General features: G+C 41.1%; 18 protein-coding genes. 8 read left to right on the top strand and 10 right to left on the bottom strand.

Features of this window, described 5'->3' with window-relative positions; all coding sequences use genetic code 11:
• Positions 1-208: 208 nt before the first annotated feature.
• The gene (locus C900_RS00285) at positions 209-1,102 is read left to right on the top strand and encodes a YihY/virulence factor BrkB family protein (protein ID WP_009577489.1); all 894 of its coding nucleotides are present in this window, start codon (positions 209-211) and stop codon (positions 1,100-1,102) included.
• Positions 1,103-1,230: 128 nt separating this feature from the next.
• Positions 1,231-2,055, top strand: a complete 825-nt coding sequence (locus tag C900_RS00280) for a DUF6503 family protein (protein WP_051052737.1) — start codon at positions 1,231-1,233, stop codon at positions 2,053-2,055.
• A 12-nt stretch (positions 2,056-2,067) separates the two neighbouring features.
• Here C900_RS00280 and C900_RS00275 read toward each other — a convergent pair whose 3' ends face one another.
• Positions 2,068-2,466 carry a DUF2721 domain-containing protein gene (locus C900_RS00275; RefSeq protein WP_009577487.1) on the bottom strand — a complete coding sequence of 133 codons (399 nt, stop codon included), beginning with the start codon at positions 2,464-2,466 and terminating at the stop codon, positions 2,068-2,070.
• 64 nt (positions 2,467-2,530) lie between these two features.
• Between C900_RS00275 and C900_RS00270 the strand changes: the two genes are divergently transcribed.
• Entirely contained in the window at positions 2,531-3,445 is a 915-nt protein-coding gene (locus tag C900_RS00270) for a TraB/GumN family protein (protein WP_009577486.1), read from the top strand.
• A 4-nt stretch (positions 3,446-3,449) separates the two neighbouring features.
• Here C900_RS00270 and bshB1 read toward each other — a convergent pair whose 3' ends face one another.
• The 4 genes from bshB1 to C900_RS00250 all read right to left on the bottom strand — a co-directional run bounded on the left by bshB1 (position 3,450) and on the right by C900_RS00250 (position 5,612).
• A complete protein-coding gene (gene bshB1, locus C900_RS00265; RefSeq protein WP_009577485.1) occupies positions 3,450-4,169 on the bottom strand; it encodes a bacillithiol biosynthesis deacetylase BshB1 in 720 nt (239 codons plus the stop codon).
• A 137-nt stretch (positions 4,170-4,306) separates the two neighbouring features.
• On the bottom strand, positions 4,307-4,729 hold the full coding sequence (locus C900_RS00260) for a hypothetical protein (RefSeq protein WP_009577484.1): 423 nt from the start codon (positions 4,727-4,729) through the stop codon (positions 4,307-4,309).
• Between the two features lie 97 nt (positions 4,730-4,826).
• Positions 4,827-5,300: a hypothetical protein gene (locus C900_RS00255; RefSeq protein WP_040495005.1), complete on the bottom strand. Its 474-nt coding sequence runs from the start codon at positions 5,298-5,300 to the stop codon at positions 4,827-4,829.
• Positions 5,301-5,348: 48 nt separating this feature from the next.
• Entirely contained in the window at positions 5,349-5,612 is a 264-nt protein-coding gene (locus tag C900_RS00250) for a hypothetical protein (protein WP_009577482.1), read from the bottom strand.
• 288 nt (positions 5,613-5,900) lie between these two features.
• Here C900_RS00250 and C900_RS00245 point away from each other — a divergent pair, with 288 nt between their 5' ends.
• The 5 genes from C900_RS00245 to C900_RS27920 all read left to right on the top strand — a co-directional run bounded on the left by C900_RS00245 (position 5,901) and on the right by C900_RS27920 (position 9,352).
• Positions 5,901-6,845, top strand: coding sequence for a DnaJ C-terminal domain-containing protein (locus C900_RS00245; RefSeq protein WP_009577481.1), 945 nt, complete (start codon positions 5,901-5,903; stop codon positions 6,843-6,845).
• Positions 6,846-6,858: 13 nt separating this feature from the next.
• Positions 6,859-7,275, top strand: a complete 417-nt coding sequence (locus tag C900_RS00240; protein ID WP_157493825.1) for a hypothetical protein — start codon at positions 6,859-6,861, stop codon at positions 7,273-7,275.
• Between the two features lie 40 nt (positions 7,276-7,315).
• A complete protein-coding gene (locus C900_RS00235) occupies positions 7,316-8,149 on the top strand; it encodes a universal stress protein (protein WP_009577479.1) in 834 nt (277 codons plus the stop codon).
• A 131-nt stretch (positions 8,150-8,280) separates the two neighbouring features.
• A complete protein-coding gene (locus tag C900_RS00230; RefSeq protein WP_009577478.1) occupies positions 8,281-8,478 on the top strand; it encodes a hypothetical protein in 198 nt (65 codons plus the stop codon).
• A gap of 286 nt (positions 8,479-8,764) precedes the next feature.
• Entirely contained in the window at positions 8,765-9,352 is a 588-nt protein-coding gene (locus C900_RS27920) for a HutD family protein (protein WP_009577477.1), read from the top strand.
• A 78-nt stretch (positions 9,353-9,430) separates the two neighbouring features.
• On the opposite strand, the gene C900_RS00220 is transcribed toward C900_RS27920, so the two are convergent.
• The 5 genes from C900_RS00220 to C900_RS00200 all read right to left on the bottom strand — a co-directional run bounded on the left by C900_RS00220 (position 9,431) and on the right by C900_RS00200 (position 12,479).
• Positions 9,431-10,462: a hypothetical protein gene (locus C900_RS00220; protein ID WP_009577476.1), complete on the bottom strand. Its 1,032-nt coding sequence runs from the start codon at positions 10,460-10,462 to the stop codon at positions 9,431-9,433.
• On the bottom strand, positions 10,459-10,914 hold the full coding sequence (locus C900_RS00215) for a DUF2267 domain-containing protein (RefSeq protein ID WP_009577475.1): 456 nt from the start codon (positions 10,912-10,914) through the stop codon (positions 10,459-10,461). The genes C900_RS00220 and C900_RS00215 overlap by 4 nt, the downstream gene beginning before the upstream one ends.
• 4 nt (positions 10,915-10,918) lie before the next feature.
• Positions 10,919-11,428, bottom strand: a complete 510-nt coding sequence (locus C900_RS00210; protein WP_009577474.1) for a P-loop nucleotide/nucleoside kinase family protein — start codon at positions 11,426-11,428, stop codon at positions 10,919-10,921.
• A 104-nt stretch (positions 11,429-11,532) separates the two neighbouring features.
• Entirely contained in the window at positions 11,533-11,742 is a 210-nt protein-coding gene (locus tag C900_RS00205) for a hypothetical protein (protein WP_009577473.1), read from the bottom strand.
• Between the two features lie 188 nt (positions 11,743-11,930).
• The gene (locus C900_RS00200) at positions 11,931-12,479 is read right to left on the bottom strand and encodes a hypothetical protein (protein ID WP_009577472.1); all 549 of its coding nucleotides are present in this window, start codon (positions 12,477-12,479) and stop codon (positions 11,931-11,933) included.
• Between the last annotated feature and the right edge of the window lie 59 nt (positions 12,480-12,538).

Raw genomic sequence — 12,538 nt, 5'->3', positions numbered from 1 at the left:
ATATTAGTATTGAGTATTGAGATAGATGGAAGACCGAAAGCCCTAAGAGCAAAGTGCAGCACAGAAGACCCGGTTATTACCCACACTCTTTTCGCCACTACTTTCGCCCACTGCCCACTATTCATTCCAGGCCAAAAAACAAACTTTAATAAAACTCGATGCACTGAAAATTGTTGTAGTATCGAAGAATAAATGTGTACAACAATTTATGAACATCAAAAAGGCCGGAAAGATCATCGCGAAATCATTCCATGTGTTGAAAAGAAGTCAACCCCTGCTGCTGGCTTCATCAACAGCCTTTTTCACACTTTTCGCATCAGCTCCCATTTTAATTATTTTATTCAATATATTAAGTCTCTATTTCCGGCAAGATACACTTTCAACAGAAGCTTATCAACATATGGCCGGTTGGTTTGGCGTTGATACAGCCGATCAGATAAGAAATATAGCCGATAACTTTCGAAAACAAGCGAGTAGTAAATGGATCACTATCGGTGGAAGTATCTTTCTGGCATTTGTAGCTACTACCCTTCTCCATATTATCAGGCAAGCATTTGACCAGATATGGAAGATACGCTTGAAGAAGTCACGAAAGATTCAACACAACATTAAACAGCGGCTGAGTGCCTTTGCACTCATACTTGTTGGTGGAATTTTGTTTTCGATTTCTATACTCACTGACGCGGCTATCACACTGCTAAAAGATTACCTCGACCAGATCATACCTTCAGTAAATGCACTAGTGATCAGAGGAGTCAATGAGCTCATATCGCTGCTGATAGCCACCCTTTGGTTTGCTATTTTGTTCAGGTACCTGCCCAATGCCAGAATTAAAAGCAAATACGCCATAATCGGAGGGTTTTTCACAGCTATCTTGTTCGATATCGGCAAGTTTCTGCTTGGTAGATTATTGATAACCGACAACCTGAACAACATCTTCGGTGCCTCTGCATCCATCATGCTTCTATTACTGTTCATTTTTTATGCATCACTCATCATGTATTTCGGAGCCGCATTCGTTTTGGTATATATGAAGGAAAAAGGACATCATATACAACCAAAAAAGAATGCAGAGCGCTATGAGCATCGGACGTTAGTGTGATTCACTATATTCACCCGGATGGGCTATTATGTCAACCATGAGACATTCAGGTGAACAAAGGTGACCCTATCTTTACCTCATCAATATGAATTTAACCATATGTAGAAGCAGTGATGAAAAATAACAAGATGAAAATACGCATGCACCCATTTAGAAAGTATCTGCTCTTCCTTTTGGTTTTTACTGCATCGGCTTGTTCAGATAAACCTTCAGACAGGCCGGACGCTGTAATAGCGAAAAAAAATAAACCGGAATATCCCCACATTTTACAAAAGGCATTGGATGCCCATGGCAGTTCAGCGCACTGGCAAACATTCTATTCCCTCGAATATGACCTCACAACCACCCTTGGTAAAGAGAAAAAAGAGCATCAGTTGATAGACCTTAAGAGCCGTAAAGTCCGCATTAGCGGAAGCAGTTATACTATAGGCTTTGATGGTGAAGATGTGTGGGTGACGCCTGATAAAGTTGCTTTTGCCCAAATGCCACCCAGGTTTTATCACAACCTGGTTTTCTATTTTTTTGCTATGCCTTTTGTGCTGGCAGATCCAGGTATTAATTATGAAGATCTGGGTGAACGTGAAATAGAAGGAAAGCGCTACCTGGCATTAAAAGTCTCATTTCAAAAAGGTGTAGGAGACGCAGATGGTGATCTGTATATCGCCCATTTCAATCCCGAGACCTTTCAACTTGAGGTACTGCTATACACGGTCACCTATTTTAGTGGAGAAAAACATGAAAACTACAATGTACTTGTGTACAACGAATGGCAGCAGGTAAACGGACTGACCGTACCTAAAGTGATGACAGGTCACAAATATGAAGCTGATTCCATCAGAGAGGTGCGATATCGTGCCGAATTTTCAAATGTCGATCTTTCTGATAAACAAGCGGATGCATCATTATTCCTAAGACCTGCTGGCGCAGAAATAGACAGCCTCAAGAAGCAATAGGTGTAAAGAAGCTTACTTCTTAAGCTCCATATCACTCAGCTCCAGGCTAAGCGCACGGGTACTGATCTGGAGTTCTCTCAAAGAAATACCCAGAGATATCAACAAAAGCAGCATACTGGCACCGAACATGTAATTACCATAAAGTTCATTGTCCTGGAAAAGCATAAACATGCTCAATACGCATAAAAAGAAGCTGGACACACCAAACACCTGCATGTTTTTGATCAGGCTGAGCCTGGTTTTCAGGTTTTTGATCTGCCCTACAATGATATGTTCGTTTGGGTATTCCTGGTGCTTTTTATGCAAACTTCTGATCAATGTGGCTATGGCCAAAAAGCGATTTGTATAGGCCAATAGCAGAAGTGAAATGGCAGGAAAAAGCAATGCAGGCGTTGTAATATTTATCGACATTATTCAAATTATTTTTTTAGATTCGCTCTGTAAAATTACAACAAGATATCAACCAAACGTACTAATGAACAATCCTTTAACTACATCCTTCAAAAGAAGCGTGCAATTGGCGCTTTCTGCCATTCTCTTTCTGATTCACTTTTCTTCAGTCGGGCAAACTGAGGTTTACAAAGAAAACGCGCTCCTTTGGAAGGTAAGCGGTAATGGGCTGGAAAAACCATCTTACATTTTCGCCATTGTCAAATTTATACCTGCCGATGATTTTTTCATGCCTAAAAACGTCAGCGAGCGCCTGGCCGAATGTAAAATACTCTCCACAGAAACACTGTTAGATCATCATGCCAAACATGAATTAAACAAAGCCGCTCACCTCGATGGCCACAAAAGCATTGAAGATTTTCTTTCAAAGGAAGAATACAACAAGCTGAAGGATCTGTTTACCAATAAATTTGGTGTAAGCAGCATGAAATTTAATCTGGTATACAAACACTTTAAACCTGTAATGCTTTCCACGACTATTACCCGGCTGGCCCTGGGTAAAGAGGTGAAATATTATGAGCTACACCTGATTGAAAAAGCTGTAGAAAAGGATATGCTGACGCTCGGCCTTGAAACTGTAGAACGAGAGGTGGAAGCCCTGGAAAAATTCCCTATCGAAGATCAGGTAAACGCTTTGAAACATACACTGGAAAATCTTGATGCCCAATTGGCCGATTACAAAACATTGATTGAGGCATATAAGCAGGGCGATCTTCACACTACATTGGAGTATACTATGCATCCTGTTGAAGAAAATGCCCGGTTTAAACAGCATTTTATTGTTGAAAGAAATAGGGAGTGGATCCCTAAAATGACCTCTTATATGAAAGAATCACCTACGTTCTTCGCTATTGGTGCCTCTCATCTTGCCGATGAAGAGGGAATTTTACACCTGCTTTCCCAGGAAGGTTATACAGTAGAGCCTGTTAAAGGTTTGTAACAACTTACAGTAAACCGGTGATATCTTTAATGCCGATATTACGGTTTACTGTAAACCCTTCTCCATATTTTACGCCTATGCTATGGCCGTATTCCTTAGCCCGGGCTTCTATCATCTTCATAAATTCCGGATTGGATATGTAAGTTTCAGGCTCAGCACTGTCATGATTAAAAAACTGTGACTTAAATGCTCTTATAGACGCCATTTTAATATCCCATACATCACTGATATCCACTACAAAATCAGGTTTTATGTAGTTGCTTTGAATATAGTGGTAAACCGCCTTAGGACGCCACGGCTCCAACACCTGTCCATCTTCATCAGTCAACTCCACTTGTTTCAGACCAGCAACAAAATAAGCGTCAGTAGCCAGGCTTGCAGCTTTCCCATGATCAGGGTGCCGGTCTCTAACTGCATTAGCCAGCAGTATGTGCGGCCGGTATTTTCGGATTATTGCTGCAACCCGGAGCTGATGTTCCTTATCATTGGCAAAAAACACATCTTCAAATCCCAGGTTTTCCCGTACTGACAATTTTAATATTTCTGCTGATGCTTGCGCCTCCTGTTTCCTGATCTCAACAGTACCCCTGGTGCCCATTTCACCCCTGGTGAGGTCGACCACTCCAACTTTATATCCCTGAGCTATGTGTGCCGCCAACGTACCTGAACAGCTAAGCTCTGTGTCATCCGGATGGGCCGCCAATGCCAATATATCTAATTTCATCTTCTAAAAACCTTATTGAAAACGCTAAATTACTAAATAAAAGGAAAGGCACGGTTTATAATTAATGTTTAAACAAAAAAATCCCGGGGTAATCCGGGATTTCAGGTCATAAAACTCAAAACAACACCCCACAGCGGCTATCGCCATGCCGTGGAACTACAGTAATCTATAAAATCATATGCCGCCAGATGATCATGCACTGTATAGTACAGATCAAGCCGGTGATCGTTAATTATACCTTCTCCTTCAATTTCAAATCCATTTATTTCCTGGTGAGGAATATACAAATGAACGCCCTCTACTTCGGCCAAAACCATTACACCTGCTCCGTAAAAGTTTCTCAGGTAAACCATACCTGGATATCCCGCTGCCTTCACCACATCAATAGTATAATAGTTATGAACATCGAATGTCTCGCTGTATTCTTCCACATTAAAAACTCCAGTGAAATAATCCCTCTCATCGGCATATACTATCACGGGAGCCGGTTCTTCTATATCGATGTGGCAGGCCTGGATTGCAACAGCCAGTATCAATAAAAACGGTACAGTTATCTTCATAGCCTTAAGAGATTGTTCTGCACGTTGTAGAACAATTATAGGACCAAAAGGAGAAAATAAAATTTAAATAACTGGTAATCAGACAGATATATAGCCACTACAACTTCCCATATACCTGCTCATTAAGCAGTAGTTCACCGTCTTTTTTTACTTCAATGGTGATCTGGGAAAGGATATTTTTAGCTTTATCCATAAAATAGACGCTATAGGAATGGGGTACTATACGGTCTTTAATGTCTTCTGCAAATCCCATATCGATATCAAAGGCCATTGGCCCCTTCAATTTTCTACTAAAAACTGATCCTCCATGGCCGTTTACCACTTTAATCCGATAATCATTTTGCCCCAGCGTGAGTAGATCAAACTTTACTTTAACATAGGGCAACAGATCCGTGGTACCCGGAGATGTATCGGTCATCGATATGAAGTCTTTAGGTGGCGGCGGTTTTGTTTTAAAGTTATAGTCTAATTCAAAGACATAAGAATTTGCCTCTCTGAAGGGAATGATATCCTGTGCTTGCAACAAGTCTGTGACATAAAAACAACAAAATAAAATAAAAATGCCTTTCATACGACAAGTGCTTGTTAGTATACCTAATATACACAAAAAGAAGGTAAATCAATAATCTTCAAAATCAAGTCCCTCCTCTTTAAAGGATTCATCATGAATATCCGGAGGAAAAGCCGGATCGGCATCATCTTTCATCAATTGGCCCTTCTCATCAAATTTCAGGTGATGGATAAGATCATCCTTAGTCACCTCTGCAAGATAATAAGTTTTACCATCTCTGGTATAAGACTTGATCGAACACAGAAACTCTTCGCGAAATGTATCCCTGATATACTCAGAGACTTTGTACGGAACTTTGGATTTGGTATTCATAGCGGGATCTTGTATTTCTTAAAGTTAAAAACTGAACATGAAGAATTGTAATAATAAATCTCAAGATTACACCTGATCTTCGTCATGTGCGCCCGGGCAATTCATCCTTAATGTAGTAATGCTAATTGGTTTAAAATGTTTCGTTTAAAGCTAAATTTTAGCACATGACATAAATCATTATTTCGTTTGACGAATGTTTTTCTTACTTCCCTTTTCTCACAATAATTTTAACTCATTGAATACTTCATTTGTTTGTTAAAAAAGAAGACCTCCTGATCTGGCCAACTGATGGAATACAAGGATTACTATAAAACACTGGGTGTGGACAAAAAAGCCTCCGCAGAGGATATAAAGAAAGCATACCGAAAATTGGCGGTAAAGTATCATCCTGACAAAAACCCTGATAATAAAGAGGCAGAAGCTCGTTTCAAGGAAATTGCCGAGGCATATGAAGTGCTGAAGGACCCGGAAAAAAGAAAGAAATATGATCAATTGGGAGCCAATTGGAGACATTATCAACATGCCGGTGGCGATGGGTCAGGTTTTGACTGGGCTCAATATGCGTCCGGTCCCCAGGGGCAGCGACATACCTATTATGAGGGCGATATGAATGATTTCTTTGGCGGGGGCGATTTTTCAGATTTCTTTCAAACCATTTTTGGAAGCGGATTTGGCAGAAAAAATGCCGGAAGGACCAGCCGTCAACCCCAGGGACAGGACCTGCATGCCGATATACGGATAAGCCTTGAAGATACCTTTGGCGGAGGAGCTAAGATACTCAATATCAACGGTGAGAAGATCAGAATTAAGTTAAAGCCGGGTGTACAGGATGGTCAAACGCTACGCGTAAAGGGAAAAGGCATTTCTGCCGGTGGTCCACGGGGGGATCTTTACCTGCAAATTCATATCGATCCTCATCCACGCTATCAGCGCAAGGAAGACGACCTGTATGCTGACCTTCCATTGGACATCTATACAGCCGTGCTGGGTGGAAAAATAACCATAAACACCCTACACGGGCCGGTGAGCCTGAGCATTCCTGCTGGTACTGCTAATGGCAAAGTATTAAGGATAAAAGGGAAAGGTATGCCAGCAAAAACGGGTCATAGATACGGAGATCTTTATGTAACTGTCAATGTACTGATACCTGCCAGCTTAAGTGATCAGGAAACAGCGCTTTTCAAGCAGCTTAAAGCAATGCACCATTCCAAACAAACGAGTCATGCCAACTAAACAGAAAACAAACATGGAAATCTCAATAACATCACTGGAACAATTATCAAAAAGCGCCATACTGGAGCGTTTTATTGAAGCATTAAATGATCGAAACTTAACTTACTATGCACAAGATTGGATGAAATCGATGGGGTATGCAAATATGGATGAATTACATCACGCGATATCTCCACTCATAGATGCTATGACTGATGCTCATATTGACGCTTCGGAAAACATCAAGCTGGTTTATCGCTGTGATCAGGGCCGCGTATATGAAGATTGGAAACTCTCCCTGCTGGGGCTTACCTATCTGGCTCTAAATTCACCTCATAAAACAAAAAAAATGAACAGGTTGCAGTTTAAGATCATATCCGACTACCTGAGCAACAGAAAAAAAGGCAAAAAAATGGAAGCTGGTGATATTCCTTTGGCTAACTTTTATTAAACTGAAACAAAAAGATATTCACAACTTAACCGTACCAGAAATGTTTAAGATCTTAATGCCGGTTGATTTTTCCGAAAGTGCTTTAAATGCTTTTGCTTATGCAGCACAAATGACACAGGCCCTGCATGCCCGACTGATGCTTCTGCACGTGGTTGAACCCATAGGAGGAGATGCCACTATGTTTGTAGATGAAGGTATGATTGAAGATGAAATGCAGGAAGCCAGAGAAAAGCTTGATCAACTGGTGAGAGAGAAACTCCCGAACATTGATCCTGGTTTGGTAGATATTGAAGTGGTAACCGGCTTTGTTGTGAACAAGATCGAGGAGATGGTCGCGAGCAAAGAGGTGTCGCTTGTTGTCATGGGCACAAAAGGTTCAAACAACAAATTGAAGGACATATTTGGCAGTAACACCTACAAAATAGTGAAACACGCTGAATGCGCGGTACTGACAGTGCCTCAGAAAGCCTCAAAATTTTCTATCAACAAAATTGCACTCGCGGTTGGGCTGCATGAAAAGGAAAACATCCATTTGCTGACCGTATTGAAGCATTTGGCACGTCATTTCAGAGCGGAGGTTATACTGTTGCACATCAAAAAAGACAAAGACGTTTCGATGGATGATGATGTAAGCCCGGATGCGGTATTATGGCTTTCGGAACAACTGAAAGACCTCAATAAAACATACGTTAACATTTCATCTGAAGACGTAGCGAATTCAATAAATGAGTATGCCATTAAAAATGGTATCGACCTCCTTGCCATGAGCCCCGGTAAGCATAGTTTTTTATACCAATTGGTAGAAGGAAGTACCACCAGAAAGCTGGTTTTGCATAGCGACACACCGCTATTGACACTTCCAGCCGATTATTGAACAAGTTAAAATGGGCATGATATTAAACAAAACGCGAGTAAAATTCATTTTAATGATAGAGCTGACAAAGCTCCCCAATTTCAAGGCTCATTGAATTAAGGTACAAAACTCAATAATTCAAGATTAAAATTATGACAGACCAGCAAAGACCAGAAATAGATCCACCTAACAGGCCCCCTGAAATAATACCGGAGCCGGATAGTCCGGAAAAATTTCCCCCTGAAGAGCCGGAAAAACCACCAAAGGAACCTATTACTCAACCTCCGGGCGAACCACCTACCCCACCTCCCAGGGAACCTAAAACACCCTACCCAAAAGGCAGGGAATGATTCTTCAACGAGGATTGGGTGACTTCAGATGCATCTGTGCATCTAACTAGTGTCTGTAAGAAAACTCTAAGTGGCTTTAAGAAAATGTTCCCGCCAAAGGGCGGGACGAAGCCCCAAAAATCAGAGTCCCGTACAGTTGCCGGAAAGAGTATTTTTGGGGCAAGCGTAACGCAGACATTGACACTTTCTTAGAGACACTAGGTATTTTATATCGAACTCACAATATATTGCTTATTCCGGTTCCTCTCCGGTATTTAGTAATAGACCGGTCTTAAATCATTTGTTTATGCAAATTAATATCATCAGGAAAAAAGAACAGGCGACCACCAGATGGACCGGTGGCACGACTACAGAATTGGTCATTTATCCAAAAAAAAGCCGTTTTAAGGATAGGAATTTTTTTTACCGGCTGAGCCTGGCCGAGGTAGAAATAGATGAGTCCAGTTTTACCAAATTGCCTGGAATTGACAGAACACTATTAGTGCTGGATGGGCGCCTCACCCTGGAACACCCGGGTAAACACACCGTCACACTGGAGAAATTTGATACCGACACCTTTAACGGGGGCTGGGATACTATTAGCTATGGCAGAGCTACTGACTTTAATTTAATGACCAGGGGCAAAACCAAAGGAAGACTGGAAGGATTTACGTTAAAGAAGGGCGATACATACAAACATGCCGTCAATAAGGATAGCTCAGTAATTGGATGCTATACTTTTAGAGGCGCGTTGGAAATAGCGCTTGATAGCCATTACTCTTTAGGAGAGGGCGACCTGATGCTGATATCCGTTGATCAGAATATTAAAGACATTGTCTTAAAAGCTCAGGAAGATTCGGATGTGGTAATTAGCGCCTTAACTATAAACGAATAGCTGTGTCTGGCATATTATCTGGGATCAAGGAGATCAGTATAGCAGCAAGATCCAAGCTTTAAGTTCTAAAACAAACAATTACCGGTTGTGATCTGCATGCTGTTCCACTAATATATCCATATAAGTTTTCATCAGTATGAGATACCGCCTGGCTTCATTCAAAGCCTGCTGAAGCGCCTCCTCACTATCAGCGCTCCTGGCTCTGAGTGAGTTGACCTTCGCTCTCACATTGGCTCTGTATGCTTTGAAATAAACAAACAGCTTTTCTTCCTCAGCGCTTTTACAAATGCAGAACAGTTGATTGTAATACTCAAAAAACCGGGAGCTTAACTCCTGGTACCCGGCTACATCAAGATCCATGCAAAAGAAGGCAAGCTCATTGAGCAGATCGATCTGTCGCAATTCATCGCTGAACTCGATACAATCAAAAATAATTGGTTTATCAAGCAAAAAAATGTTGCGGGCATGCAAGTCTCCATGAACGTCCCTTATGTACCCTTTTTCTACCCTCTCCTTTAAGAGCTCGCTATTTTGGTCAACAAAGTTGTCCGACTGCTGGATGGCTTCCTGTATGATGTCGGCTGTGCTACCCAATGTACCAGCTAAAAATTCAGTTTCCGAAGCTACCTCAGCAAAGCGTTTCCCAATGGCATTATACTCCACCCCCTTAATTTCGGTGGCATGCTGATGAAAGGTAATCAACTTTTCAGCTATAGGTTTTAGATCATTAAAGGTGAGAAGTCCGGCATTTAACAGCTTATCCATTCGTTTATCGGGATCGAGCGTACGCATCTGCACTGTATAATCTACTATTGTACCCGGGCCCGCTTCCCCGATAACGAACTTGTCTTTATACTGCCAAACCGGAAGCACTCCCAGGTAGACATCATTGGAAAGTCTGCTGTTTAAAAGCACTTCACGCTCACAGTAAAATTTACGTTTGTCGAGCGTTGAAAAATCCAAAAAAGGGTATTTGACTGGTTTTTTTAGTTTAAAAGCAAAAAAAGGAGTGATAATAACCCATGAAATATGAGTTTCTATCATTTCAATGGTCTTTCCTTGGTCAGAAAACCCACTGGTAATAAGTAAGTCTACCTCATTCTTAGTCATGAAGACGGTTCCTTTTTTACCTCGCCCCATAGTGGATGCAAGTCTGCCGGAATAGTAGCCAATATATCTCTTATCTCTCCTTCTGACACATGTCGTTTAATTACTTTTAACACAGCCATTATTGCATTTTCACCATCTTTTGCCGTAGATATGTCATGGTGGCCAACCGGGAAATCCTCATGGATGACATTTTTTACAAATTCACCTATATGCTTGATCCTGAATGGTTTTTCCTGGTATTTCCACCCTTCTACATACAGCGCTTTGATGACAAATGGCAACTGTGCTATCAATTGAAACGATTCCTGGATCGTAAGGCGCTCCCGTAATGTGTGTAATACTGCGCGTAATATTCGCCCGGCTCTTTCCCTGTCATCAACGAAGCCGAGTTCAACAGCAACTTCATCTAATATTTGATTACCCTTTGCTGCATATTTATTAAAATCCATCATGGCATTATTGTTTTATGACATGCTGCGGAAAAAGATACTCCATAGCTGTTCCCAGCATTTCATTTATGTTTTCATTGGTTGATTTTAAGACCAGATGATCCAAATGAAAAGGCTCAAACTCATTTTTAATACGTTGATATACCTCAAAATCTGCATCGCTGGTTTTACGTTTATGAGCCAGCCGTTCTTCGATCAGCCCTTCATCTGCCTGTATCTCAATAAAACTGATATTCTTTCCTATGCCCTGTGCTTCTTCTATAAAATTATTCCTGAGTTCAGCTTTGTAAAATGTGCCATCCAACACCAGGTGATTTTTTGAATGAAGAAAATCATACATAATGTCAAACATTTTCTTATATATCAGCCTCTTCTCATCGTCTGAATATGTGGGCACATCCACAATTTCCTTGCGTAACGTATCGCTGCTTATGAGGTTTGCTTTAATTCGATGCGCCAGTCGTTCGGCAAAATACGTTTTACCGGATCCGGGTAAACCAAATACTATGATTATCATAAGTTACTCATTTAAATGACACAAATCAATTCCTACCTGACCTGGAATACCCTACTCCGCAAAAGTCCAGGTGTCAATAGAGTACTACCCCTTCGCTTACCAAACTATTTTACCGGTTTAATAGGCGTCAATACTTCCAGGCGGGTATTACCATGCTTATCCTTTCCTAACCTTACTAACAAGTCGCGGGAAGATTTGGTTAACCATCCGTCTTCGAAGGCGTTCCTACCCAGAAAATGATCGCGATCAAAGAATGTTGCATAACTATCTCCTATTCTGTGAAATGGTCCGGCTTTTACTCGTGTCGATCTCATAGCTCTAATTTTTATATGAAAGTAAGTGAGATACCGTTAAAATCAGATGACCAGCGTCACATTGGGGTATGATTGTTGTCAGCCGGTTCTCAGTTCTCAGTTTCACCGTTGATAAGGCTACTGGCCTCAGGCTTAATAGAAGTGCCTAAAGCCACCAGGCCCATCTCATATCTCATATCTAAGCCCCATCACCAACTGATCTTGTAGGTGCAGCTATCAGCGCCATTTATTCGCGTTTCCTTTGAGGCATCCAGTTGCACATCATATTTAATTGAATCTTTTGGTCTGAATTTGCTCACCATGGCCATGATTATTCCCCGGTCAAATTCACTGGGGTAAGGATTGTTACAAACCATAACAGCTTCATGTTTATTACCATCAAACGCGGCAAGTTTGTAATGACCTATTTCACCCTTACTATGATTCATGTGATAGGCAATGTCTATGGAGCCAAGCGCCTTTTCAAGACTGTCTATTTCGGGTGGAAATTTAGCATTAGCAGGTATGGCCTTACCAATAATATACAATGTCTTTTCGCCTAGCGAAGACTGTATCTCTTTAAATGCATCCAACCAATTTTGTTGGTTGTACCACTTCTCAGGCTCGATACCTGATAAACCATGCTTTTTCAGAATAGCCGCCCGGGTATCTTTACCATAGTCCATGGCATTGATCACCGAAAGAATAGTTTGTCCGTTTACATTGACCTTCTTGTCATAAGCAATAAACTGTGCCATATTATTTTTTTTTTAGTTTTCCAGTGTTCAGTTGATCCAGGTAGGTTGTGATTATAATA

Source organism: Fulvivirga imtechensis AK7, from assembly GCF_000331535.1.
In the GTDB taxonomy this organism is placed as follows: Bacteria; Bacteroidota; Bacteroidia; order Cytophagales; family Cyclobacteriaceae; genus Fulvivirga; species Fulvivirga imtechensis.
Note: the sequence above shows the minus strand (reverse complement) of the source record. Positions and strands in the feature narration are given on the sequence as shown.